Origin of the sequence: Micromonospora sp. WMMC264, assembly GCF_027497275.1 — a bacterium.
Taxonomy (GTDB): Bacteria; Actinomycetota; Actinomycetes; order Mycobacteriales; family Micromonosporaceae; genus Micromonospora; species Micromonospora chalcea.
Map to the genome: position 1 here is coordinate 4,657,186 of NZ_CP114907.1, position 24,611 is coordinate 4,681,796.

Annotated in this window: 23 protein-coding genes; 9 read left to right on the forward strand and 14 right to left on the reverse strand. The window is 73.0% G+C overall.

Going from position 1 to position 24,611, the window contains the following annotated elements:
• Nucleotides 1–52 precede the first annotated feature (52 nt).
• The 6 genes from O7542_RS20215 to O7542_RS20240 form a co-directional block, all read right to left on the reverse strand.
• Nucleotides 53–1,018 (reverse strand): pyridoxal-phosphate dependent enzyme, encoded by a 966-nt coding sequence (locus O7542_RS20215; RefSeq protein WP_043326204.1) that lies wholly within the window; start codon nucleotides 1,016–1,018, stop codon nucleotides 53–55.
• 11 nt (nucleotides 1,019–1,029) lie between these two features.
• Nucleotides 1,030–1,368, reverse strand: coding sequence for a MoaD family protein (locus O7542_RS20220; RefSeq protein ID WP_030501846.1), 339 nt, complete (start codon nucleotides 1,366–1,368; stop codon nucleotides 1,030–1,032).
• A gap of 67 nt (nucleotides 1,369–1,435) precedes the next feature.
• Complete coding sequence (locus O7542_RS20225) at nucleotides 1,436–1,924, reverse strand: M67 family metallopeptidase (RefSeq protein ID WP_030501847.1); 489 nt, start codon at nucleotides 1,922–1,924, stop codon at nucleotides 1,436–1,438.
• Between the two features lie 54 nt (nucleotides 1,925–1,978).
• On the reverse strand, nucleotides 1,979–2,482 hold the full coding sequence (locus O7542_RS20230) for a DUF2017 domain-containing protein (protein WP_030501848.1): 504 nt from the start codon (nucleotides 2,480–2,482) through the stop codon (nucleotides 1,979–1,981).
• Nucleotides 2,479–2,769, reverse strand: coding sequence for an ATP-dependent Clp protease adapter ClpS (clpS, locus tag O7542_RS20235; RefSeq protein WP_030501849.1), 291 nt, complete (start codon nucleotides 2,767–2,769; stop codon nucleotides 2,479–2,481). Before clpS ends, O7542_RS20230 begins: the two co-directional genes overlap by 4 nt.
• A 115-nt stretch (nucleotides 2,770–2,884) precedes the next feature.
• Nucleotides 2,885–4,414: a hypothetical protein gene (locus tag O7542_RS20240; protein WP_113971898.1), complete on the reverse strand. Its 1,530-nt coding sequence runs from the start codon at nucleotides 4,412–4,414 to the stop codon at nucleotides 2,885–2,887.
• A 192-nt stretch (nucleotides 4,415–4,606) separates the two neighbouring features.
• Between O7542_RS20240 and O7542_RS20245 the strand changes: the two genes are divergently transcribed.
• From O7542_RS20245 to O7542_RS20260, 4 genes are read left to right on the forward strand one after another with little or no spacing between them, the layout of a single operon-like run.
• Nucleotides 4,607–7,279 carry a LuxR family transcriptional regulator gene (locus O7542_RS20245; RefSeq protein WP_064446921.1) on the forward strand — a complete coding sequence of 891 codons (2,673 nt, stop codon included), beginning with the start codon at nucleotides 4,607–4,609 and terminating at the stop codon, nucleotides 7,277–7,279.
• A gap of 16 nt (nucleotides 7,280–7,295) precedes the next feature.
• Entirely contained in the window at nucleotides 7,296–8,582 is a 1,287-nt protein-coding gene (locus tag O7542_RS20250) for a nicotinate phosphoribosyltransferase (protein ID WP_210873613.1), read from the forward strand.
• Between the two features lie 11 nt (nucleotides 8,583–8,593).
• The gene (locus O7542_RS20255) at nucleotides 8,594–9,175 is read left to right on the forward strand and encodes an isochorismatase family protein (protein ID WP_043326212.1); all 582 of its coding nucleotides are present in this window, start codon (nucleotides 8,594–8,596) and stop codon (nucleotides 9,173–9,175) included.
• 39 nt (nucleotides 9,176–9,214) lie between these two features.
• Entirely contained in the window at nucleotides 9,215–10,456 is a 1,242-nt protein-coding gene (locus O7542_RS20260; protein ID WP_281605061.1) for an MFS transporter, read from the forward strand.
• Between the two features lie 675 nt (nucleotides 10,457–11,131).
• Here the strand turns inward: O7542_RS20260 and ctaD are convergent.
• Together ctaD and O7542_RS20270 are read right to left on the reverse strand one after the other, a co-directional pair.
• Nucleotides 11,132–12,889, reverse strand: coding sequence for a cytochrome c oxidase subunit I (gene ctaD / locus O7542_RS20265; protein ID WP_043326216.1), 1,758 nt, complete (start codon nucleotides 12,887–12,889; stop codon nucleotides 11,132–11,134).
• A gap of 127 nt (nucleotides 12,890–13,016) precedes the next feature.
• The gene (locus O7542_RS20270) at nucleotides 13,017–14,123 is read right to left on the reverse strand and encodes an FAD-dependent monooxygenase (protein WP_043326218.1); all 1,107 of its coding nucleotides are present in this window, start codon (nucleotides 14,121–14,123) and stop codon (nucleotides 13,017–13,019) included.
• A 329-nt stretch (nucleotides 14,124–14,452) separates the two neighbouring features.
• Here O7542_RS20270 and O7542_RS20275 point away from each other — a divergent pair, with 329 nt between their 5' ends.
• Complete coding sequence (locus tag O7542_RS20275; protein ID WP_281605062.1) at nucleotides 14,453–15,589, forward strand: cellulose binding domain-containing protein; 1,137 nt, start codon at nucleotides 14,453–14,455, stop codon at nucleotides 15,587–15,589.
• Nucleotides 15,590–15,651: 62 nt separating this feature from the next.
• On the opposite strand, the gene O7542_RS20280 is transcribed toward O7542_RS20275, so the two are convergent.
• Nucleotides 15,652–16,434, reverse strand: a complete 783-nt coding sequence (locus tag O7542_RS20280; protein WP_281605063.1) for an aldo/keto reductase — start codon at nucleotides 16,432–16,434, stop codon at nucleotides 15,652–15,654.
• A 78-nt stretch (nucleotides 16,435–16,512) separates the two neighbouring features.
• Between O7542_RS20280 and O7542_RS20285 the strand changes: the two genes are divergently transcribed.
• Together O7542_RS20285 and O7542_RS20290 are read left to right on the forward strand one after the other, a co-directional pair.
• The gene (locus O7542_RS20285) at nucleotides 16,513–17,547 is read left to right on the forward strand and encodes a DNA polymerase ligase N-terminal domain-containing protein (protein ID WP_281605064.1); all 1,035 of its coding nucleotides are present in this window, start codon (nucleotides 16,513–16,515) and stop codon (nucleotides 17,545–17,547) included.
• Between the two features lie 8 nt (nucleotides 17,548–17,555).
• Nucleotides 17,556–18,737 (forward strand): threonine synthase, encoded by a 1,182-nt coding sequence (locus O7542_RS20290; protein ID WP_281605065.1) that lies wholly within the window; start codon nucleotides 17,556–17,558, stop codon nucleotides 18,735–18,737.
• A gap of 48 nt (nucleotides 18,738–18,785) precedes the next feature.
• Here O7542_RS20290 and O7542_RS20295 read toward each other — a convergent pair whose 3' ends face one another.
• Both O7542_RS20295 and O7542_RS20300 read right to left on the reverse strand, forming a co-directional pair.
• Nucleotides 18,786–19,178 carry a cupin domain-containing protein gene (locus tag O7542_RS20295; RefSeq protein ID WP_013284343.1) on the reverse strand — a complete coding sequence of 131 codons (393 nt, stop codon included), beginning with the start codon at nucleotides 19,176–19,178 and terminating at the stop codon, nucleotides 18,786–18,788.
• 250 nt (nucleotides 19,179–19,428) lie between these two features.
• The gene (locus O7542_RS20300) at nucleotides 19,429–19,833 is read right to left on the reverse strand and encodes a hypothetical protein (RefSeq protein ID WP_043326228.1); all 405 of its coding nucleotides are present in this window, start codon (nucleotides 19,831–19,833) and stop codon (nucleotides 19,429–19,431) included.
• Nucleotides 19,834–20,042: 209 nt separating this feature from the next.
• On the opposite strand from O7542_RS20300, the gene O7542_RS20305 reads away from it, so the two are divergent.
• Nucleotides 20,043–21,134, forward strand: a complete 1,092-nt coding sequence (locus tag O7542_RS20305) for a hypothetical protein (RefSeq protein ID WP_051611212.1) — start codon at nucleotides 20,043–20,045, stop codon at nucleotides 21,132–21,134.
• A gap of 1 nt (nucleotide 21,135) precedes the next feature.
• Here the strand turns inward: O7542_RS20305 and O7542_RS20310 are convergent, their stop codons facing one another.
• A complete protein-coding gene (locus O7542_RS20310) occupies nucleotides 21,136–21,417 on the reverse strand; it encodes an iron-sulfur cluster biosynthesis family protein (protein ID WP_030501863.1) in 282 nt (93 codons plus the stop codon).
• Between the two features lie 192 nt (nucleotides 21,418–21,609).
• Between O7542_RS20310 and dacB the strand changes: the two genes are divergently transcribed.
• Complete coding sequence (gene dacB, locus O7542_RS20315; protein WP_043326229.1) at nucleotides 21,610–23,193, forward strand: D-alanyl-D-alanine carboxypeptidase/D-alanyl-D-alanine-endopeptidase; 1,584 nt, start codon at nucleotides 21,610–21,612, stop codon at nucleotides 23,191–23,193.
• A 22-nt stretch (nucleotides 23,194–23,215) separates the two neighbouring features.
• Here dacB and O7542_RS20320 read toward each other — a convergent pair whose 3' ends face one another.
• Together O7542_RS20320 and O7542_RS20325 are read right to left on the reverse strand one after the other, a co-directional pair.
• Complete coding sequence (locus O7542_RS20320; protein WP_043326231.1) at nucleotides 23,216–23,527, reverse strand: hypothetical protein; 312 nt, start codon at nucleotides 23,525–23,527, stop codon at nucleotides 23,216–23,218.
• A gap of 88 nt (nucleotides 23,528–23,615) precedes the next feature.
• Nucleotides 23,616–24,527, reverse strand: a complete 912-nt coding sequence (locus tag O7542_RS20325; RefSeq protein WP_233607903.1) for a hypothetical protein — start codon at nucleotides 24,525–24,527, stop codon at nucleotides 23,616–23,618.
• Nucleotides 24,528–24,611: the final 84 nt, after the last annotated feature.

The following is a 24,611-nucleotide window of genomic DNA, read 5'->3' on the forward strand; positions in this document are numbered from 1 at the left end:
GCGCGGCGGTCCGGCCGGCGGGGACACCACCGGCCGGACCGTCGCCGGACCGTCAGGCCCAGAGCTGCCCCTCCAGCGACTCCTCGGCGTCGGCGAGCGTGCCGCCGTACGCGCCGGTCGACAGGTATTTCCAGCCGCCGTCGCAGACCACGAACGCCACGTCGGCGCGGCGGCCGTCGCGGACCGCCTCGTGCGCCACCGCGAGCGCGGCGTGCAGGATGGCGCCGGTGGAGAACCCGGCGAAGATGCCCTCCACCTCGACGAGCTGCCGGGTCCGCAGCACGGCGTCCCGGGTGCCCACGGAGAAGCGGCGGGACAGCACACCCGCGTCGTACAGCTCGGGCACGTAGCCCTCGTCGATGTTGCGCAGACCGTAGACCAGCTCGCCGTACCGCGGCTCGGCCGCCACGATCTGGATCCCGTCGACCTTCTCCCGCAGGAAGCGGCCGGTGCCCATGAGCGTGCCGGTGGTGCCCAGCCCGGCCACGAAGTGGGTGATGCCCGGCAGGTCCTGCAGCAGCTCCGGTCCGGTCGTCTCGTAGTGCGCCCGGGCGTTCGCCTCGTTGCCGTACTGGTAGAGCATCACCCAGTCCGGGTGCTCGGCGGAGATCTGCTTCGCGGTCGCGACGGCCTGGTTCGAACCACCGGCGGCCGGCGAGAAGATGATCTCCGCGCCGTACATCCGGAGCAGCTGCACCCGCTCGGTGGAGACGTTCTCCGGCATCACGCAGACCAGCCGGTAGCCCCGCAGCTTCGCCACCATGGCCAGCGAGATGCCGGTGTTGCCGCTGGTCGGCTCCAGGATCGTGTCACCGGGACGGAGCCGGCCGGCCTCCTCGGCCGCGCGCACCATGTACAGCGCCGCGCGGTCCTTGATGCTGCCGGTCGGGTTCCGGTCCTCCAGCTTGGCCCAGAGCCGCACCGGCGGCGCCCCGGCGGGAACCGTCGGCGAGAGGCGGGGCAACCCGACCAGCGGGGTGCCACCGCACGCGTCGAGCAGGCTGTCGTACCGCGCCATCGCGGGCCCCCTCAGCGGGCGGCGCGCGTGGAGACCGCGTGCGAGGCGATCGCCGCGGCGGCCGCGAAGCCGAACGCGCCACCGGCCACGGCCGGCAGGATGGTCACGCTGTCGCCGTCGTTGAGCTTGGCGTCGAGCGCGCCCAGGAAACGGACGTCCTCGTCGTTGACGTAGACGTTGACGAACCGGTGCAGCACGCCCGCGTCGGTGACCAGGCGGGCCTTCAGGCCGCCGTGCCGCGAATCCAGGTCGGCGATCAGGTCGGCGAGCGTGTCGCCGCTGCCCTCGACGACCTTCGCGCCGCCGGTGTAGCTGCGCAGGATGGTGGGGATGCGAACCTCGATGGCCATGATGTCTCGTGCTCCTCGTTCGGGATGGTGCCAGGTGACGGGAAAAGGAAGGTGCCGGCGCTGAAGGTCAGCGGTCGGAACACTCGTAGTCGACCGTCGCCGGGCTCTGCCCGAACATGTAGGACTGGACGGCGTTCGGGTCCACGGCGGCATCCACGATCTTCACCGGTTCCTCGGTGATCACGCCGTCGACGATCCGGAAGGAGCGGATCTCCTCGGTGTCGGGCTCGCGGGTCGAGACGAGCAGGTAGTGCGCGCCCGGCTCGCCGGCGAAGGAGACGTCCGTGCGGGACGGGTAGGCCTCGGTCGCGGTGTGCGAGTGGTAGATCACCACCGGCTCCTCGTCGCGGTCGTCCATCTCCCGCCACACCCGCAACTGCTCCATCGAGTCGAACTCGTAGAAGGTCATGGAGCGGGCCGCGTTGTCCATCGGGATGTGCCGGGTCGGGGTGTCGCTGCCGACGGGGCCGGCGACCACGCCGCACGCCTCGTCCGGGTGGTCCCGACGCGCGTGGGCGACGATCGCGTCGATGATCGACCGGTCGATGCTCAGCACGCCACCAGCCTAGCCCCTGGCCGGGCCGGGCGGCGAGGTGGCAACCGTCACCACTCAGTCGATGAGCGCGTTGAGCAGGGACTCCTGCAGATAACCGAGGTAGGCGTAGACCGACAGTTGGAACACCCGGGACGAACCGGGGTCCTCGGCGACCGCGTCGTCGAGCTCCTCACCCAGGTCGGTGCCGTCCTTGATCTCCAGGCGTACGCCCATCGCCAGCCGGGCGTCGTTGAGCGCGCGCAGCCACGCTTCGGCCGCCTCCGCGTCGAGTCGCACCTCGCCGCCGGAGTCGCCGTCGGGCAGGGCGGCGAGGATCGCGCCCGCCTGGTCGATCTTCCCGGTCTTCAGATCGCCCTCGGTGTAGCGGCGGAACTCGGCGGTGCCGGCGTCGTCGTCCGGGTAGACGTCGGGGAAGAGCCGGCCGACCACCGGGTCACCGTGGTCGAAGCCGTCGGTCAGCAGCCCGACCACCTCGGCGGCGACCTTGCGCAGCACCCGGACCTCGTCGACGGCGAACGTCGCCACGTAGTGGTCGCCCCGGCGGCGGAACATGCTCATGACCTCTCCACCGTCGCCCAGAGACCGTACGCGTGCAGCTGCGCCGCGTCGTGCTCCATCCGTTCCCGGGCGCCGGTGGACACCACGGCCTTGCCCTTGTGGTGCACGTCCAGCATGAGCCGCTCCGCCTTCTCCCGGCTGTATCCGAAGAGCTTCTGGAACACCCAGGTCACATACGTCATCAGGTTGACCGGATCGTCCCAGACGATGGTCACCCACGGCCGGTCGGAGACCGGCACCTCTTCGGTGTCCGGCGTCTCGACCGGCGCAACCTGTGGAGCCGCCATGCCCCCCATCGTGCCACCGGATCCGGGGAACCGATGAACCGGAACACCGCGGCGGCCGTCGTCACCCGCCCGGGCCGCGTACGCGAGCCCGGGTCGCGGTGTGCCCGCGCCGTGGTCAGGCAAGCAGGATGCCGTGGTCGACAGCATCGGCGAGCACCCCGGTCAGCGAGAGACGGATCACCTCGAAGCGGCGGGACACCTCGCGGGACAGTTCGAGTTCGACCTCGCGCAGCGCGCGCTGGGCCCAGGACCGGGCGGCGTTCGGGTCGTTGTTGTCGGTCGCCCGCCAGTGCTGCCAGCAGCCGCCGTTGAGGGCGACGCCCACGGGCGGGAGCATCTCGTCCCGCTGCCCGCCGGGCAGCCCGGCCAGGGCGTCGAGAGCGCCTTCGCCGGTCAGCGCGGCGACCCCGGCCGTGCTGGTGACCAGGAGGACCCGGTCCAGCTCCCGGCCGTCCGGATGGTCGGCCAGGCTACAGCGCACCGCGTGCGCGATCCGCCCGCGTACGCCCTCTGCCAGCGGCGCGCCGAAGACCCGGGCGGCGGCGGCGTCGACGAGACCGCGGACGGCCTCGTCGCACTGCGCGGTGGCGAGCAGCGACAGCGCCTCCAGTTCGCGGTCGAGCATCTGCGGCAGGCCGGCGCAGCCGACCCCGAAGACGATCTCCTGCACCACCCGCAGGTGGATGTTCGCCAACTCCAGGGCGAGGTGCTGACGGATCCGGCGGGCGCAGGCTCGTGACCCCCTGTCGATCCGGTCCGCCAGCTCGCCGGGCTCGACGCCGGCCAGCACCGGCACCCGGCCGTGCGCGCCGGGCGGCACCGGCGGGCTTGCGCTGCCGCGGCGCAGTCCCTCGTCGGCGGCCCAGCCGACCAGCGCACGCCGCAGGTGCGGCAGCTCGGCCCGGCGGGCCGGGAACCACCGGGCCGGGGTGAGCGCCGGCACCGCGGCCAGCAGCGCCGCGCGGTGCGCCTCGATGGAGACCGACACCGGGTCGAGCCGGCGGGCGGACGGACCGGTGGCCTCCGCCGCCGGGCCGTCGGCCGACGCGGTCCAGCCGGTCGTGCCGGGGGTGACGGCGAAGAACACCTCGACCCGGGCGCGCGCCATCTCGGCGAGCAGGTGCAGCTCGGCCGCGCTGAACGCCTGGTCGGCGGAGATCACGAAGAGCAGCGCGCCCGCCCGGCCGACGGCGTCGCGCAGCACCCGGCCGCCGGCCACGCCGAGCGTGCCGGTGTCCGGCGTGTCGACCACGGCGAAGTGCCGCAGCAGCGGGTCGGGCAGGCTCAGCTCGACCCGGCGTGGCGGCCGGGCCAGCGCCGGGCCGGTCGCCATCGGGTCGGCGCCGTAGGCGTGCGGCTGGCGGTAGCCCGGGACGTACGCGGCGCGGGTCGCCTTCTCGGCGGCGTGCTGGACCAGCAGGTTGCTTCCCACGGGCACGGCGAGCGTCGCGGAGTCGATCCCGAGCAGGCCGGCGATCACCTCGCGCCGGCCGGCGCCGGCCGGGCCGGCGACGACCACGGCCATCGGATCGTCCGGTCCGGGCGTGGCCGCCCCGAGCCGGGTCGGCAGCGGGGCGCACCCGGGCGGGCCGGCCTGACGGCGCGGGTCGGGCACGTCGACCGAGGGGAGTGGACCCGGCGTCATCAGGTGGCCTCCCGGTCAGGCGACCGGGGTGCCGGTCGCGGCTTTTCCCTGGTTGCAGGGGCTGTCGGAAGAGTACGGCTGTCGGCCATCCGACAACGAACACCTCCGATACTCATGGGTAACGGCCAGATTACTCAACTTCACTGCGTAACGGCCCGCACGCGGACGGAACACGGTCGATATGCTGCTCCGATGAGTAGGTGGGAGTTCGTCGGCCGTAGGGATGAACTCAACCGTCTGTTGTCGACGATCGGCCGACCCGGAGGGCGCGGGTTGCTCTTCAGCGGCGACGCCGGGGTCGGCAAGAGCCGGCTGCTGCGCGAGGGCGTCTCCGAGCTCTCCCCCGAGCGGTACGCGATCTGGTCCATCGCGGCCAGCGCCACCACCGCCGCGCTCCCCTTCGGCGGGCTCGTCCAGGTGCTGCCCGCCACCCAGCCGCAGGGGCTCTCCCCCGCCGGAATCCTGCGCTGGGCCGTCGACGTGCTGCAGGAACAGGCCGCCGGCCGGCCCATCGTCCTCGCCATCGACGACGCGCACCTGCTCGACCCACCCTCGGCCGCGCTGGTGCACCTGGTCGCCCGCTCCGAGAACGCCACAGTCATCGGGACGCTGCGCAACGGCGAGCAGATCCCGCTGCCGATCCGCGCGCTCTGGACCGACGACCTGGTCGAACTGGTCGAACTGGGCCCGCTCGGCCGCAGCGAGACCACCGGTCTGCTCGCCGCCATCCTGGGTGGACCGGTCGACGCCGGCTCCTCCGACCGGCTCTTCCAGCTCTGCGCCGGCAACCCGCTGCTGCTGCGCGAGCTGGTCCTGGCCGCCGACGACGAGCTGCGCCGCACGTACGGGATCTGGACCTGGACCGGGCGGCTGGAGCTGGCGCCCAGCCTCACCGACCTGATCGACACCCGGATCGGGCAGCTCACCCCCGGCGTCCGGGCGGTGGTCGAGCTGGTCGCCTTCGGCGAGCCGCTGGGCCTGCAACTGCTGGAACGGGCGGTCGACCCGGCGGACGTGGAGACGGCCGAGGAGCGCGGGCTCATCACCCTGATCCACGACGACCGGCGGCTCAACGTCCGCCTGGCGCACCCGCTCTACGGCGAGGTGATGCGCCGGCACTGCCCGGTCAGCCGCACCCGCCGGCTCCAGGCCACCCTCGCCGGGCTGCTGGAGCAGGTCGGCACGCGCCGCCGCGACGACCTGCTGCGGGTCGCGGTGTGGCGGCTCGACTCGGGCACGGCGCAGGACGTCGCCCTGCTGCTCGACGCGGCGGTCCAGGCGTTCGGCCGGTACGACGTGCCGCTGGCCACCCGGCTGGCCCGCGCCGCGCTGGAGGCCGGCGGCGGTACCGACGCGGCCGAGCTGCTGGCCACCATCCTGATGTTCGGCGACCGGCCGGACGAGGCGATCAGCGTGCTCGACCAGGTCGCCGGGGAGATCCACGACGACCGCCGGCGCAGCCGGTGGCTGACGGTCCGGGGCATGGTCAGCTACTGGGGACTCAACCGGGAGTCCACGGTGGAGGAGATCGCCGCGCGCGGCGAGGAGCTGCGCGACCCCGCCGACCGGACTCGCGTACGCGCGTTCGAGGCCATCATGCGACTGCACCGGCTCGACGTCGACGTCGCGGTACGGCTGGCCCAGGAGGTGCTCGACCGCCCGGCCGCCCCGATGGCCGCCCGGGAGCTGGCCCGCTGCACGCTGGCCCACCTCCAGGCCGCGCAGGGGCAGTATCAGCGCAGCGCCACCGCGATCGCCCGGGTCCAGGCCGAGGCGGCGTGCTGGCGGGCCGACATGCCCTACCTCCAGCTCGCCATGGAGCTGGCCCGGGGCACCCGGCTGACGCTCTCCGGCGACCTGCCCGGCATCGACGCGATAGTCGCCGACGAGTTCGCCGACCTGGCCGGGGCCGGTGACTTCCGGCTCGGCACCGGCTACCTGGCCATCCTCCAGGCGTACGCGGCGCGGCTGCGCGGGCGCGGCGACGAGGCGCTGCGGACCAGCCTGGAGGCGTGCGCGGTGCTCGCCACCAGCCGCGTGTACGCCGGGCTGGCGCACGCCGAGCGCGCCCAGGCCGCCGCGCTGCGCGGGGACGTGACGCACGCGGCCGACGCGATGGCCGAGGCGGACCGGACGCACGCACCCGGCATGGCCGTGCTCTATCCCTGGCTGGAGCAGGCCCGGGGCGCGGTCCAGGCCGCGACGGGTGACCTGCCGGCGGCCACCAAGCACCTGTGCGCGCTCGCCGACCGGCTGCGCGAGGACGGCCTGGCCGGGCACGAGCTGCTCGTCCTGCTCGACCTGGTCCGGTTCGACCAGGCCGCCGCGCCGGTCGGCCCGACCTGCACCGACGGCGGCCGGCGCACCGTGGCGCAACGCCTGGCCGAGCTCTCCGAGAAGGTCGACGGCGTGCTGCCGCCGCTCGTCGCCCGGTTCGGCCGGGCCGCCGCCGACGGCGCCCCGGACGCCCTGCTGGCCGTCGCCGACGGTTTCGCCGACCGCGAGCTGACCGTGTACGCCGCCGAGGCGACCGCCATGGCGCTGCACCGGACGCGGAACGCCCGCGCCGGCGCCACCGGGCCGGTCCGGGAACGCCTCGCCGACCTGCTGCGCCGCTGCGACGAGATCTCCACCCCGGCGCTGCGGCGGCTCCGCCCGACGCTCAGCGACCGGGAGTGGGAGGTCGCCCGCCTGGCCGCCGACGGGGTGACCAGCCGGGCCATCGCGGAGCGGCTGTTCCTGTCCACGCGAACGGTGGAGAACCACCTCCAGCGCGTCTACAGCAAGCTCGGCGTCGCCGGGCGCGGCGAGTTGCGGGCCGCGCTGCGGTCGATGCCGGGGCACGACGGCACGGAGCCGGACTGAACTCTAGGCTGGAGCGGTGAGCACCCTTCGCCCCGCGCTGCTGACCGACCACTACGAGCTGACCATGGTCAGCGCCGCGCTGCGTGACGGCACGGCCGACCGGAGCTGCGTCTTCGAGGTGTTCAGCCGGCGGCTGCCGGCCGGGCGCCGGTACGGGGTGGTCGCCGGCACCGGCCGGTTGATCGAGATGATCCGCGACTTCCGGTTCGAACCGGCCGAGATCGACTTCCTGCGCCGTACCGGTGTGGTGGACGACCGGGCCGCGCAGTGGCTGGCCGACTACCGCTTCACCGGCGACATCGACGGCTACGCCGAGGGCGAGCTGTTCTTCCCCGGCTCCCCGATCCTCACCGTGTCCGGCACGTTCGCCGAGTGCGTGGTGCTGGAGACGCTCGTGCTGTCGGTGCTCAACCACGACTGCGCGGTCGCCGCCGCCGCGGCCCGGATGGTCACCGCCGCACGGGGGCGGGCGCTGATCGAGATGGGCTCCCGCCGCGCGCACGAGGAGGCCGCCGTCGCCGCGGCGCGGGCCGCGTACCTGGCCGGGTTCCGGTTCACCTCCAACCTGGCCGCCGGGCAGCGCTACGGCATCCCCACCGCGGGCACCGCCGCGCACGCCTTCACGCTGCTGCACGACGACGAGCGGGCCGCGTTCGCGTCCCAGGTCGCCACGCTGGGCAAGGACACCACGCTGCTGGTCGACACGTACGACATCGCCCAGGGCATCCGCAACGCGATCGCGGTGGCCGGGCCGGAGCTGCGGGCGGTCCGGATCGACTCCGGCGACCTCGCGGTGATCGCCCAGCAGTCCCGCGAGCTGCTCGACTCGCTGGGCGCCACCGAGACGAAGATCATCGTCTCCGGTGACCTCGACGAGTACGCGATCGCCGCGCTCGCCGCCGAACCGGTGGACATGTACGGCGCCGGCACCGCCGTGGTGACCGGCTCCGGCGCGCCCACCGCCGGACTGGTCTACAAGCTGGTCGAGGTGGAGGGGCGGCCGGTGGTCAAACGCTCCGAGCACAAGGCCACCATCGGCGGCCGGAAGGTCGCGGTCCGCCGGCACAAGCCGACCGGGACCGCCACCGAGGAGGTCATCGTCCCGCAGGGCGTGCCGGACCGGCAGCCCAACGACCGGCTGCTCCAGCGCTCGTACGTGGTGTCGGGCGAGCCGGAGACACTGCCCACGCTGGAGGAGTCGCGGGACCACCTGCGCCAGTGCCTGATCTCCATCCCGTGGGAGGGGCTCAAGCTCTCCGCCGGCGACCCGGCCGTCCCCGTCACCGTCGTACCCGCGAGCTGAGGAGGAACCCGATGGCGAACGCCCTGATCATCGTGGACGTGCAGAACGACTTCTGCGAGGGCGGCTCCCTCGCGGTCGGCGGCGGGGCGGGAGTGGCCGCCGGGATCTCCCGGCTGCTCGCCGCCGAGCCGGACCGGTGGGACCACGTGGTCGCGACGAAGGACTACCACATCGACCCGGGCGCGCACTTCGGCGACCCGCCGGACTACGTCGACTCCTGGCCCCGGCACTGCGTGGTCGGCACCTCCGGCTCCGAGTTCCACCCCGAGCTGGCGACCGACCGGGTGGAGGCGATCTTCCACAAGGGCGAGCACGCGGCCGCGTACTCCGGTTTCGAAGGCCATGCGCCCGACGGCGAGTGCCTGGCCGACTGGCTGCGCCGGCACGACGTGGACCGGGTCGACGTGGTCGGCATCGCCACCGACCACTGCGTGCGCGCGACCGCGCTGGACGCCGCCCGGGAGGGTTTCCGGACCACTGTGCTGCTCGACCTGACCGCCGCCGTCGCGCCGGACACGCTCGACGTGGCGCTGCGGGCCCTCGACGGCGCCGGGGTGACAATGGTGGGCGAGCCTGTGATCGCCACCGCTTGACCCGGTAATCGCTTGCGGGTGTCGTACCCCGGCCCCAGGATGACGCCGGAGGTACGGACCGTCGTGAACCTGAAGCCTTACCGGGAGGCGCTCGCCCTACCCGGTGTCCGATCGTTGCTGCTGGTGTCGGTGCTGGCCCGCGTGCCGCTCACCGCCACCGGGGTGACGCTCACCTTCTACGTGGTGCTCGACCTGGGCCGCGGCTACGGCGCCGCCGGCCTGGTCGGCGCCGCGTCGACCATCGGCGCGGCGGTCGGCGCCCCGCTGCTCGGGCGGCTCATCGACCGCCGGGGACTGCGGCCGGTGCTGGTGCTCACCACCGTCGCCGAGGCGCTGTTCTGGTCCGCCGCGCCCACACTGCCGTACCCGGTGCTGCTGCCGGCCGCGTTCCTCGCCGGGCTGCTCGCGCTGCCGATCTTCTCGATGATCCGCCAGTCGATCGCCGCGCTCGTGCCGGCCGAGAAGCGCCGCCCCGCGTACGCGCTGGACTCGATGGCGATGGAGCTGTCGTTCATGGTCGGCCCGGCGCTCGCCGTCGCCCTGGCCACCGCCGTCACGCCGCGCCTGACGCTGTGGGCGGTCGGCGCCGGGATCGTCGGCTCCGGCATCTGCTTCTGGCTGCTCAACCCGCCGGTGCGGGCCGCCGACGAGCAGACCGGGCCGCAGCGCCCGGTGCACCGCCGCGAGTGGCTCACCCCGCGCCTGCTCGCCGTGCTGGCGGTCAGCCTCGCCGCCACCCTCGTGCTCGGCGGCACCGACGTCGCAGTGGTCGCCGTGCTCCGCTCCGGCGGCGAGGTCGGCTGGACCGGCGTCGTGCTCGCCGCCTGGGCGGTCGCCTCGCTGGTGGGTGGCTTCGCATACGGCGCGGTACGCCGCTCGTTCTCCCCGCTGGCGCTGGTGGCGGTGCTGAGCCTCGCCACCATCCCGGTCGGGCTGGGCGGATCGCACTGGTGGCTGCTCTGTCTCGCGCTGATCCCGGCCGGTGCGCTCTGCGCGCCCACCCTCGCGTCCACCTCCGACGCGGTCAGCCGGCTGGCCCCGCCCTCCGTACGCGGTGTGGCGATGGGGCTGCACGGCTCCGCCGTGACGGTGGGCATCGCGCTCGGCGCACCGCTGGCCGGCGCGGTGATCGACGCCTCCGCGCCCGCGTGGGGCTTCGCGGTCACCGGCGCGATCGGGGCGCTGGTGGCGCTGGTGGTGCTCCCGATCGAGCTGCGCCACCGCCGCACCCCGGCCCCCACCCCGACCCTGGATCCCGACCTGGCCCTAGCCCCCCGCTGACCCCTCGGCCGGAGTTCGTGTCTCCGCGAGGCGGAGGGCGAGGCCAGAACGGGGAAGTGGCTGGGTCCAGGTGCCCTTGACACCCCCACTCCCCCGAACATGTGCCTGCGTGACGCCCCCGCCGGCCCGGAACCCCACCCTCCCCGAAGTTGACCAAGGAGTTGGCGTCCCCTCAGGCACCGCAGGACCACACAAACCCCTTGATCACCGGAGCGCCCGAGGCAGGGGCGGAGCCAAAACGGGGAAGTGGCTGGGTCCACGCACCCCGGATACCCCCACTCCCCCGAACTGGTGCCCGCGCGATGTCCCCGGCCCCGAACCCCACCACCCTGCAAGTTGACCAAGGAGTTGGCGTCCCCTCAGGCACCCCAGGACGACACAACCTTGATCACCGGAGCGCCCAAGGCAGAGCGAAGCCAGAACGGGGAAGTGGCTGGGTCCAGGTACCCCGGACACCACCACTTCCCCGAACTGGTGCCGCGCCCCCGCCTCACCCCGCCTCACCCCGTCGATCATGAGGTTGGCAGCGACAAAACGGACACGAACTGCCGTCAACTTCATGATCGACGGGGACGGGCGGATCGGGACAGGCGGGACAGGGCGGGCAGGGAAAAGGGCGGGCGCCGCGCCCCCGTCAGGGAGTGCGGCGCCCGGCTCGACGTGACGGCGCGAAACTCAGCGCTGGTCGAGGTTGCCTGCGGTGTCCTCCTGGTAGCTGGCGCCACCGTTGACCTCGCTGGTCAGCGGCTTGGCACCACCCTCGGGCGGTCCGGCCAGGCTCTGCCCGGCGGCCAGCTCGGGGAACTTCGCGTCGAAGGCCGGCCGCTCGGAGCGGATGCGCGGCATGCGGTCGAAGTTGCGCAGCGGCGGCGGGGAGCTGGTGGCCCACTCGAGCGAGTTGCCGTAGCCCCACGGGTCGTCGACCTCGACGACCGGGCCGGTCTTGTACGACTTCCAGCAGTTCCAGATGAACGGCAGCGTCGAGATACCGGTGATGAACGCGCCGATCGTGGAGATCGTGTTCAGCGTGGTGAAGCCGTCGATGGCCTGGTAGTCGGCGTACCGGCGCGGCATCCCCTCGTTGCCCAGCCAGTGCTGCACCAGGAACGTGGTGTGGAAGCCGATCATGGTCAGCCAGAAGTGGATCTTACCGAGGCGCTCGTCGAGCATCCGGCCGAACATCTTCGGGAACCAGAAGTAGATGCCGGCGAAGACGGCGAACACGATGGTGCCGAAGAGCACGTAGTGGAAGTGCGCCACCACGAAGTACGAGTCGTGCAGGTGGAAGTCGAGCGGCGGGCTGGCCAGCAGCACACCGGTGAGACCACCGAAGAGGAACGTCACCAGGAAGCCGATCGAGAACAGCATCGGCGTCTCGAAGGTGATCTGGCCCCGCCACATGGTGCCGATCCAGTTGAAGAACTTCATACCGGTGGGCACCGCGATCAGGTAGCTCAGGAAGCTGAAGAACGGCAGCAGCACCTGGCCGGTGGCGAACATGTGGTGCGCCCAGACGCTCATCGACAGCGCGGCGATGGCGATGGTGGCGGCCACCAGGCCCTTGTAGCCGAAGATCGGCTTCCGGGAGAACACCGGGATGATCTCGCTGATGATGCCGAAGAACGGCAGCGCGATGATGTACACCTCGGGGTGACCGAAGAACCAGAACAGGTGCTGCCACAGCATCGGCCCGCCGGTCGCCGGGTCGTACACGTGGGCGCCCATCAGGCGGTCCGCGGCGAGCGCGAACAGCGCGGCGGCCAGCAGCGGGAAGACCAGGATCGCCAGCAGGCTGGTGACCAGCATGTTCCAGGTGAAGATCGGCATCCGGAACATGGTCATGCCGGGCGCGCGCAGGGTCAGGATCGTGGTGATCAGGTTGACCGCGCCGAGGATCGTGCCCAGACCGGAGATGGCCAGGCCGACGACCCACATGTTCGCGCCGACGCCCGGGGCGTGGTCGGCGGTGCTCAGCGGCGTGTACGCGGTCCAGCCGAAGTCGGCCGCGCCGCCGGGGGCGATGAAGCCCGCCGTGGCGAGCGTGCCGCCGAACAGGTAGAGCCAGTACGCGAAGGCGTTGAGCCGCGGGAACGACACGTCCGGCGCGCCGATCTGCAGCGGCACCACGTAGTTCGCGAAGGCGAACACGATCGGCGTCGCGAAGAACAGCAGCATGATCGTGCCGTGCATCGTGAAGAGCTGGTTGTACTGCTCGGGCGACAGGAACTGCAGGCCCGGCCGCGCCAGTTCGGCACGCATGATCAGGGCCATCAGGCCACCGATCATGAAGAACACGAACGCGGTGACCATGTACATGATCCCGATCTGCTTCGCGTCCGTGGTGCGCAACAGCCGCGCGAGGGCCGACCCCTTGACCGGCTCCCGGACCGGCCAGGGCCGGGTCACGACCGGCTTGGGTGCGACGGTGGTCACGAGTGGCCTCCGGTTCTGGTTGTCCCGCTCGGCGCGCTGGTCATCGGCGCAGCCGTCATCCGCAAGGAGGATAGTCCCCGGTAGGTGGCCCCGCCGCGTGGGGTGGGCGGCTACGATCTCCGGCCGCCTAGAGCGGGCCGGTCAGGAGCCGGTAGTGCTCCCGGAAGATCCGTCCGCCGCGTCCGCGCAGCAACGGGTCGCGCAGCGCCGGCGGCACGTCGCGGGTGCGGTTGCGGTCCCGGGTCCGGTCCCGCACCCAGCGGGTACGCGGGCGGCGGCGACTCTCGTACGCCAGCAGCGCGGCGTCGACGCTGCCGGCGGCGCGCAGCGACTCGGCGAGCACGACGGCGTCCTCCAGCGCCATGGCCGCGCCCTGGGAGAGCGTCGGCGCGGTGGCGTGAGCGGCGTCACCGACGAGCAGCACCCGGCCGTGGAACCACCGCCCCAGCTCGACCTCCTCGGTGCGCTCGACGCACACCGTCTCCAGCGCGTCCAGCACCTCCGGGACGGGGCCGCCGTAGGAGCCGAACAGCTCGCGCAGCCGGGCGAGCGGGTCGGCGGGCAGGTCGGTGCCGGCCTCGTCGGCGTAGCAGTAGAGCCGCCCGGCGCCGAGCGGCACCACCAGGAACCCGGCCCGCTGGCCGAGCAGGGCGGTCCAGTCGGCGATCCGCGGGCCGCCGCGCACGAGGGCCCGGTAGACCACGTGACCGGCGGGGCGGGGCGGCCCGCCGAGCGCGGCGAGCGTGCGTACCGCCGAGCGTGGGCCGTCCGCGCCGACGACCAGGTCGTACTCCGCGCTGGTGCCGTCGGTGAAGCCGACCGCCACGCCTCCGGGCAGCGGGTCGACGGTGCTGACCTCGGCGCCGTGGCGGACCGCGCCGCCGGCGCCGGTGAGCAGCACCCGGTGCAGCTCGGCCCGGGGCAGCGCCCGGCATTCCCCCACTCCGGTCCAGAGCGCGTCGAGGTCGACCTCGCACAGCGGCGCACCGGCGGCGTCGAGGAAGCGCTGCCGGTGGATCACCTGGCCGAGCGGGCGCAGCGGGCCGTCGAGGTCGAGCCGGCGCATCGCCCGGGCCGCGTTGCCCGGCAGGTAGAGGCCGGTGTCTGTCGACTCCGCGGGTGGCAGCCGCTCGGTGACGTCGGGCCGGAATCCCGCCAGGCGAAGCGCCCGGGCGACGGCGAGTCCGGCGATGCCCGCGCCGACGACGAGGACGCGCAGGGGTGAACCACCCATGGTGGGTTACGCCTCCGGAGGGGAACGGCACGCGTTGGAGGCAAGACATTACTCGCCGCAACCAGGCGGCGGAAGTGCCCGCTCGCCCCGGTGCGGGCCGCCGGTCGGCGGCACACCCCGTCCCACCGGCAGGAATCCCGCCTCCATCTGGGGGAAGGGGTCGGCCGTGGCACTCGGTCGCACCACCGGCCGTACGCGGAGCGTTAACGAGCCCGGCGCATTTGCGCAATGATTCGAGACATGTAAATGTATTGCATGCACCGTGGGAGCGCTCCCGTCCGTAGCACCGACCGAACCGGCGCCGTCCCCGCGCCGAGCCAAGGAGCATCATGAAGCGTCCACTCAGGGCTCTCGCCGCAGCCGGCCTGCTGGCCGCCGGCACCATCGTCGCCGTAGCGCTCGGCGGCACCGCCTCCGCCGACACGCAGATCTGCGAGCAGTACGGCTCGACCACCATCGGCGGCAAGTACGTGGTGCAGAACAACCGCTGGGGCACCAGCGCCCAGCAGTGCATCAACGTCACCTCGACCGGCTTCTCGATCACCCGGGCGGACGGCTCCGCGCCGACAAACGGGGCGCCGGTCGCCTACCCGTCGATCTTCGTGGGCTGCCACTACACCAACTGCTCGCCCGGCACGAACCTGCCGGTGCAGGTGAAGAACATCAGCAGCGCACCGTCCAGCATCAGCTACAACTACGTCAGCGGCGCGATCTACGACGCCGCGTACGACATCTGGCTCGACCCGTCACCCAAGCGGGACGGCGTCAACCAGATGGAGATCATGATCTGGCTCAACCGGCAGGGCTCGATCCAGCCCATCGGCTCGGTGGTCGGCAACGCCAGCATCGCGGGCCGGACCTGGGAGGTCTGGCGCGGCAGCAACGGCTCCAACAACGTCATCTCGTACGTGGCGCCGTCGGCCATCCCCAGCTTCAGCTTCGACGCGCTGGCGTTCATCAACGACACCCGCAACCGGGGCGCGATCACGAACGACTGGTACCTGACCAGCATCCAGGCCGGCTTCGAGCCGTGGCAGGGCGGCGTCGGGCTGGCGGTCAACTCGTTCTCGCAGAACGTCAACACCGGCGGCTCCAACCCGCCGCCGACCACGTCGGCGCCGACCACGCCCCCGCCCTCGGGCGGCGCGTCCTGCACCGTCACCTACAAGGCGGCGAACGTGTGGAACAACGGCTTCACCGCCGAGGTGACGGTCAAGAACACCGGCTCCGGCACGATCAACGGCTGGACGCTCAACTACAACCTGCCCTCCGGGCAGGCCGTCACCAACGCGTGGAACGCCACCGTCAGCCAGAGCGGCTCCGCGGTGACCGCCCGCGACGCCGGCTACAACGGCACGCTGTCGCCCGGCGCGTCGACCACCTTCGGCTACCAGGCGACGCTCAACGGCAGCTACTCGGCACCGAGCAGCTTCACGCTCAACGGCTCCACCTGCGCCCGGGGCTGACCACCGCACACGGGAGGGGGCGCGGTCCGTCGCGGACCGCGCCCCCTCCCCCCGGGTACGCCTCAGCCGGCGAGCGCGTCGATGTCGCGCATCTCCTCGGCGGTGAGCGAGAACCCGAACACGTCGACGTTGGCCCGGATCCGCTCCGGCGTGACCGACTTCGGGATGACCACGATCTCGTGGTCGATGTGCCAGCGCAGCACCACCTGGGCCGGCGACACGTCGTGCGCCTGGGCGATGCGGACCAGCACCGGGTCGGACAGGTCGCTGGTCTTGAACGGGCTGTACCCCTCCAGCGCCACGCCCCGGTCCCGGTGGGCGGCGTGCGTGTGCCGCTCGTACAGCGAGGGGCTCCAGCGGATCTGGTTGACCGCCGGCGTCTCCTCGGTGGCCTGGATCAGCTCGTCGATCTGCCCGATCGAGTAGTTGCTCACCCCGACCGTGCGCGCCATGTTCTCGTCCCGCGCGGCGAGCATCTCCCGCCACACCGGGATGCTGTCGCCGGGCGCGGACGGCGGCCAGTGCACCAGCCACAGGTCCACGTAGTCGGTGTCCAGGGCGACCAGGCTCGCCTCGATGGTCTCCCGCTCCCGGCCCACCCGGTCCGGCGGCAGCTTGGTGGTGATGAAGACGTCCTCGCGGCGCAGCCCGCTCTCCTTGACCGCCCGCCCGACCTCCTTCTCGTTGCCGTACATGGTGGCCGTGTCGATGTGCCGGTAGCCGGCGTCCAGCGCGGCGAGCACGGCCTGGAACCCGGCCTCGCCGGTGGCCTGCCACGTGCCGAAGCCGAGCAGCGGGATCCGGACGTCACCGGCGAGCGGAAGGGTGGGCTGGTCGCTGTCCATGTCCCCCGTTCTACCCCGGTTCGCCGCACACACACCGGCATCCCGGCGCGCACGGCGCGTCTGGGGGAGGATGCGGGGATGGCGGACCGGCTGGACGAGTACCGGCGCAAACGGGACGCCGCGCGTACCCCGGAACCGGTGCCCGAGCGGGCGCCCGGCCGGAAGCGGTCCGCGCGGCGCGCGCCCCGCTTCGTCATCCAGCAGCACCACGCCCGGAGCCTGCACTGGGACCTGCGGCTGGAGCACGACGGCGTGCTCGCCTCCTGGGCGGTGCCGCGCGGCCTGCCCCGCGACCCGGGCCGCAACCACCTCGCCGTGCACACCGAGGACCACCCGATGGAGTACCTGACGTTCCACGGGGAGATTCCCGCCGGGGAGTACGGCGGCGGCCGGATGACAGTGCACGACACCGGCACCTACCGGGCCGAGAAGTGGCGCGACGACGAGGTGATCGTGGTGCTCGACGGCGAGCGCACGAAGGGGCGGTACGTGCTGTTCGCCACCGGCGGGCGGGGCCGGGACTGGATGATCAGGCGCACCGACCCGGCGCCGGAGGGCTGGACGCCGATGCCCGACCTGGTCCGCCCGATGCGGCCCGCCGAGGGTGGGCGGCTGCCGCGCGACGCCGCCGCCTGGGGGTACGAGCTGCGCTGGGCGGGCGTGCGCGCGATGGCGTACGTCTCGGGCGGCCGGCTGCGGCTGCTCGACGGCGACGGCGACGAGGTCACCGGGTCGTACCCCTGGCTGCGGGCGATGGCCGAGGCGCTGGCCCCGGCCGAGGCGGTTCTGGACGGCGTGCTGGTCCGGATCGACCCGGCCGGGCGGGTCCGGCCGCCGACCCGGCGCGACGGGCAGTTCCTCGCCGTCGACCTGCTCTGGCTGGAGGGCGTGCCGAGCCTGGAGGTGCCGTACGCGCAACGCCGTGACCTGCTCGACGGTCTGGCGCTCGCCGGTCCGCACTGGCAGACTCCGCCGTGGTTCCCGGGAGTCGGTGCGGACGCCCTGCGGGCCGCCCGTGAGCAGGGGCTCCCGGGAGTGGTGGCGAAACGCCTCGACTCCCCGTACGAGCCGGGCCGGCGCAGCCGGCACTGGCTGAGCATCGACGCGAGCTGAGGACCACCGTGCACCTGACGCACCTGGAGTGCCCGCGCTGCGGTCGTGACCATCCGGCCGACGTGTTGCAGAACCTGTGCGGCTGCGGCTCGCCGCTGCTGGCCCGCTACGACCTCGCCGAGGTGGCCGCCACCGTGGCCCCGGAGCAGTTCGGGCTGCGCCCGGCCGACCTGTGGCGCTACCGGGAGCTGCTGCCGGTGGCCGATCCCCGGTGCGTCACCACGCTCAGCGAGGGCTGGACGCCGATGTGGCGCGCGCCCGCGTACGGCCACGAGATCGGCATCGCGGATCTGCTCGTCAAGGACGAGGGGCTGACCCCGACCGGGTCGTTCAAGGCGCGGGGCGCGTCGGTGGGTGTGAGCCGAGCCCGGGAGCTGGGCGTGGAGCGGATCGCCATGCCGACGAACGGCAACGCCGGGGCGGCCTGGGCCACGTACGCGGCGCGGGCCGGGATGGGCGCGACGATCGCCATGCCGTTGGCCGCGCCGACCATCTGCCGGGAGGAGTGCCTCGCCGCCGGCGCGGACCTGCGGCTGATCGACGGCCTGATCAACGACGCCGGCCGGGACATCGCCGAGCTGATCGCCGGGTCGGACGGGCGGATCTTCGACGCGGGCACGCTGCGCGAGCCGTACCGCCTCGAAGGCAAGAAGACCATGGGGTACGAGATCGTCGAGCAGCTCGGCTGGCAGGTGCCCGACGTGATCGTCTACCCGACCGGCGGGGGCGTCGGGCTGATCGGCATCCACAAGGCGCTGCACGAGCTGCGCGAGCTGGGCTGGGTCGAGGACCGGCTGCCCCGGCTGGTAGCGGTGCAGTCCACCGGATGCGCGCCGATCGTGCGGGCGTTCGCGGCCGGCGAGGACCGCGTCACCCCGTGGGAGGACGCGCGCACCGTCGCGTTCGGCATCACCGTGCCCGCCCCGCTCGGCGACGAGCTGATCCTGTCCGCGCTGCGGGAGAGCGCCGGCACCGCGATCGCCGTGGACGACGCGGAGATCCTCACCGACCTGCGCGACTTCGCCGCCCGCGAGGGGCTGCTGCTCTGCCCGGAGGGCGCGGCCTGCCTGACCGCCGCCCGGCACCTGCGGGCCGGTGGCTGGATCCGTCCCGGCGAGCGCGTGGTGGTGCTGAACACCGGTGCCGGCCTGAAATACCCCGGCCTGATGCAAGGAGGGGCCCCTTCTTAACGTCTCCGGTATAGCAGGGGCCCCCGCTTAACACGTGCGCACCGGGCGTCAGGACGTCGGCGGCTCGTCCTCGCCGGCCTCCTCGGCGGCGTCCGCCTCCTCCTTCGTCTTGTGCACCGCGCCGTCGGCGTGCTCCGGCGGGCCGTAGACGGTGTAGAGCACCAGCGGGTTCGGCCCGGTGTTGACGAAGTTGTGCTTCGTGCCGGCCGGGACGACCACGAGGTCGCCGGAGACGACCTCCTTCTTCTCGCCGGCCACCCGGGCCTCGCCGGTGCCGCTGACGAACGTGAGGATCTGGTCGATGCCCTCGTGGACCTCCTCGCCGATCTCGCCGCCCGGCGGAATGGTCATGATGACCAGCTGGGTGTGCTCCCCGGTCCAGAGCACGCGGCGGAAGTCGGGACTCTTCTCGGCGACTGTCGCGATAGTGAAATGCTCCATGGCCCGCTCATACCCCGATCACGCGCCCGCCACGCCGGGAGTCGCAGATGGTGGAATTCCCCACGCCGATCCGGTTTGGATCCCCGGAGAAGGGGCATGTGCTGCCGACAAGACCGGTGCGGGACGGGCCGGTCGAGCCAAGTCCCCGCTGGCGTACCGCCTGTACGGCTGCGGCGGTGGGAGACGGCCGGAGCGCGGCGACGTTACGACCGGAGGTCGTGCGGCGCCGTGCGCTCGTCTGCGTGTCCGGTCAGGCCAGCACGGCCAGGTGGAACGGACGGTCCACGTGCCCGCTCGTGCCGTGCGTCTCGACGAACACGGCGTTCGCGATACCCGAGCGCGGCGCCACGGTGATGACACCCTGCGGGACCAGCCCGTTCGCCGTCGCGGGGCCCACCGATCCGACGTACGCCGCTCCGGCCACGTCCTGGTCGAACGCGACCTGGTACATCCCGGCGGCGAGCCGGGTGGCCGAGGTGGCGCCGAGCCCCCGGACGAGTTTTCCGTCGGCGTCGACCACGGCGAACAGCATCCGTGCGGTGGCCGGCAGCCCGACCGGCGAACACGAGTTGATCTCGGTGTCGGCGCGTGCGGCCTCCCGCATGCTCGGGATCGGCTGGCCGGTGGTTTCCCTCCTACCTCTGCGGCTGGGCATGGTGATCCTCTCTCCCGCCGGTACGCCGGCCGGAGGCGTTCGTGCGCGTTCGGGCGATCGTCGGCGGTCACCCTCGATGATTCCGACGCTATGTCGGCGCACCGCCCGGCAACCAGCCGGAGAGGTGTCCGATCATTGACAGCGAACGGCTCTGACCTGCGAAAACGTTCACGACGTGACGCAGAGCGATCGGCTGGCTACATTTAAGTATGGTGCAGTCGCCCCGAGGCCCGGTCTACCGCCCGGTGCTGGCCGCGCGGCGCGGTGAGCTGGAGGCGCTGTCCCATCTCGACGGAGGCTCCACCCCGCTGCTCGCACCGGTTCTCGACGTCGCGGCGGACGCACCGTCCATCAAGGACTCGCTGGCTCGACTGCCGGACGGGCTGCTGCCCGCCGTCGACGTGTCGGCGCTTCCGGACACCCCGGAACACGATCCGGTCCGTTGGGGCGTACCGCTGGCGCCGGTCATCGGCCTGACGGACAGCGACCGGCGGCTGGCCGCGCACGGCGCGGCGGCACGGGCCTGGGCGCACCACGCGGTCGTCCGGTTGCGCACCGGCCCGGACCGAAGCGGGCCGGACGCCGCGACGGCCGCCGCGGAGCGGGTGTGGCGGCTGACCGGCCTGATGCCGGAGCAGTGCGACCTGCTGCTCGACGCGGAGGACGTGTGCTGCACCGCGGACGTCCGGCTGGCCGAGCCACGGGTGCGGCGCGCGGCGGAATGGGCCCGGCGGCACGCCTGGCGCTCGGTGACGGTGGCGGCCGGCGGGATGCCGCCGGCCCTGTCCCGGCTTCCGGTGGACGAGCCGGTCCGGCTGGACCGGTACGACTGGTCGCTCTGGCAGCGCCTGGCCGACCTGGACCTCGGGTACGGCGACTACGGCGTGAGCTGCGCGGTACGCGGCGCGGACGAGCCGGTCGACCGGGTTCCCACGCTGCGCTGGGCAACCGACGACGCGTGGTGGGTCTACCGCTGGTCGCGGCGCGGCGGGCGGGGCGACGAGCGCTTCGCCGACCTGTGCCGCACGGTGACCGCCGCCGCGCACTGGCCGGCAGCCGGGGCCGGCTTCTCCTGGGGCGACCACGAGATCGTCCGGCGGGCCCGGCGCGGCGCGGGCGCAGGCTCCCCGGCCAACTGGATCGCGTGGAGCACCTCGCACCACCTGGCGCAGGTGCTGGCCGCACTGGTCCGACCGGAACGGGACCAGCGCGGCCGGGCGTGGTGGGCCGACCCGGACGTCCCGGAACGGGGACGTACCGGCCGCTCGCCGCGCGGCGGGGAGTCCCGCCGCGCCGGCTGACTCACTCCTTCTCGGTGAACCCGAACTGCACCACGCCCTCGTCGTCGACGACCGCGTCCACCGAGGTGTCGTTCAGTAGTTCGGCGGCGTCGGAGTCGAGGAAGATGCGCGCCCCCTCGGTGTCCACCACCTGGTCGCCCCGCACCGGCTCCGGCACCAGTTCGATGGAGAGCGAACCGGCCTCGGTGTCGGCGGCGATGCGCAGCCCACCGGCGTCGGCCACGTCCTGCTGGGCGGCGAGGTCACGGATCACCAGGACGGCGTTGTCGGTCATGGTCAGCATCGCTGAACTCCTCATGGCTGGATGTCGGGATTCGCGCGGGCGACAAGGCCCACGTACAGGTCTTTTCCCTCCCTCGGCCCGGCGAATCCCTAGGCTGGGGGCAGAGACGGCGCGGTGCGCGCCACGTCTCCTGGCGATAACCTTTCACACCGGAGTCTTTCCCGCAGGAAATCTCCATGGCAGCATCGGCACATGCATCGTCGCCTATTCCCCCGGGCGCTCGCGGTGCTGGTGCTGGTCGCCACCGCGGCCACCGCCGGCGCCACCACCGCCACTGCCGAAGCGCCCACCCCCGCGCAGACCCGGCTGCACGCCACCATCGACGCCGTCCTCGCCGACAGCCGGCTCGACGGCGCGCAGGCGGGCGTGGTCGTCGTCGACACCACCACCGGCCGCACGCTGTACGACCGCAACGGGACGCGACGGCTCATCCCGGCCTCCAACACCAAGCTGTTCACCTCCGCGGCGGCGATGGAACTGCTCGGACCGGGCCACCGGTTCACCACCGACGTGAGCGCCGACGGGCCGCGCCACGCCGGCATGCTCTCCGGCGACCTCTACCTGCGCGGCGGAGGCGACCCCACCATCCTCGCCGCCGACTACGACCGGCTCGCCGCGCAGGTCGCCGCGACCGGCGTACGGGTCGTCGCGGGCAACCTGGTCGCCGACGACACCCGGTACGACCGCGACCGGCTCGGCCCGGACTGGACCTGGGACGACGAGCCCTACTACTACGCCGCCCAGGTGTCCGCGCTCACCGTAGCCCCGGACACCGACTACGACGCCGGCACGGTGATCGTCCACGCCGCGCCGGGAACGCGGGCGGGCGCCCGACCGAAGATCACCATGACTCCGGACAACGGCTGGCTGCGCATCGAGAACCGGGCCGAGACGGTGACCGAGGGCGAGACCACCATCTCGTTCGAACGCGAGCACGGCGGCAACACAGTGGTGGTCACCGGCCAGATCGCGCTCGGCCAGGCCACCGAGAGCGACTGGGTGACGGTCTGGGAACCGACCGGGTACGCGGCCGACGTGTTCCGGTCCGCGCTGCGCCGTCACGGCGTACGGGTGCTCGGGCGGACCGTGCTCGGCGCCGCCACCCCGGACACGGCCAAGCCGCTGGCCCGGCACGACTCGATGCCGCTGACCGACCTCATGGTGCCGTTCCTCAAGCTCTCCAATAACGGCCACGCCGAAGTGCTCACCAAGGAACTCGGCCGGCAGCTCTCCGGCTCCGGCACCTGGGCCGCCGGGCTCTCCGCGATCAGCGGGTATGTGGGCGACACCGGGGTGGACACCGGCACGCTGCGCCAACGTGACGGCTCCGGCCTGTCCCGGCGCAACCTCGTCCCGCCGGGACAGTTCGTCACGCTGCTCTCGGCGGTCCGCGCCGAACCGTGGTTCGACACCTGGTACGCCGCGCTGCCGGTGGCCGGCAACCCGAACCGGCTCGTCGGCGGGACGCTGCGCAGCCGGATGAGCGGCACCGCCGCCGCGAACAACGTGCACGCCAAGACCGGCAGCCTGACCGGCGCGTCAGCGCTCTCCGGCTACGTCACGAGCGCTGACGGCCGGCTGCTGGCGTTCTCGATCGTGCTGAACAACTACCTGACCTCGTCGGTGAAAGGGCTGGAGGATCAGATCGCGATCGCCCTGGCCGCGTACACCGAGAGGGAGACGGCCACCGCCCGGCGTACCGTGCCGGCCGCGCCGGAGTCACCGCGCGTACCGGAGGGACGGGAGTGCTCCTGGGTCAAACCGGCGCTCTGCTGACCGGCGCCGTACCGCCCGGGTGCTAGGCGCCGGGGCGGCGCGGCTGCGGGCCGGCGGCGGGGTCACCCCGCTCGACGAGCGCGTCGATCTCGGCCGGTGGGAGCCCGCGCAGGGTGAGCACCCGGCGACCCCACCGGTGCAGCCGGCACGGGTGGGGGCTGGCGTCGTTGCGGCAGATGGTTCCGCCCGACCACGTCCGCGGCGCGTGCACCACCACCGCGCGCACCGCGAACTGGACGTCCTCGACCGTCACGTACGGCGGCATCGGGATCTCGCGCAGCACGTCACCGTCGGCGCGGGGGCGGGCGGGGACGACGGGAGCAGGGCCGGTCATCGGTCGTGCCTCCACAGGGGATGGTCGGACGGGAACAACGGAAACCTACGACGCCGTGCCGGGTACGCGACGGACAAACTGTCCCCGCTCAGCGCAGCGCCACCGCCTGGAGGCTGACGTTGCCGCAGTCGCCGAGCGACTCCTCCACCGTCCAGTTCAGCAGCAGCCGCGCGCCACGCTGGGCGCGGAACTTGATCGTGAACTCGGTGGTGAGCGCGGTGTGCGGGTCCTCCATCCGGAGCGTGGTCACCGGTCCGCCGGTGGAGACACGCACGTCGAGGCGGCCACGGGCCATCCAGAGCCCGGCGTACAGACGCACCGTGCGCTGCTGCCCGTCGGCGGCCACCGCCAGGTTGAACCCGCTGCCCCGGTGGCAGGCGTACACGCCGGACATGGTGCCGCTCGCCGACGCGACCGGGTTGCCGTCGCGCCAGGCGTACGCCTCGGGGTTGTTGCTGAAGCTCTGCCGCCGCCCCCGGCCGCCCTCGTCGCGGATCTCGCCGGAGCCGCCCCGCTTGCGGACCGTCCGGTCGGCGCCGGTGAGCCCCCAGTGGACCCAGTCGGTGGTGCCCACGGCGGTGAGGTCGACGGTGGCGGGCACCTCGGCGCGGGTCACGGTGACTGTCGGCGGGAGCGCGCTCGTCGGCGACGGCGACGGCGACGGCGTGGACGGCGTCGGGCTCGGCGACGGTGGCCGCTGCCGGGGACGCAGTCCCGGATTGGCCACCGTGTCGTCGGCCTCGTTCGGCAGCCCGACCCGGCCGGGCGGCGCGGCCGGCAGCCGGGCGTGCTCCTCGCGTGGCGCGTCGTGCCGCTCGACGCCGAGGTAGAGCGCCAGTGCCGCCAGGCAGAGGAACGCGGCCAGCCCTTCCAGCATCAGCCGACGCCGACGGCGCAGCCGCCGCAGCGCGGAGCGGGTACGCGGAAGGCCGTGCCGATGCGAGCCGGGGCCGGTACGCGGACGGTCCTCCTGGCCCACCACACCCTCCACTTCGGTCACGACACCGCCGGATACGACTGGTGCGCGACGGGCTTCACGGTGTCACCGGACGGCTCTTTGCGCCATATGTCGAGTGACGGGCGT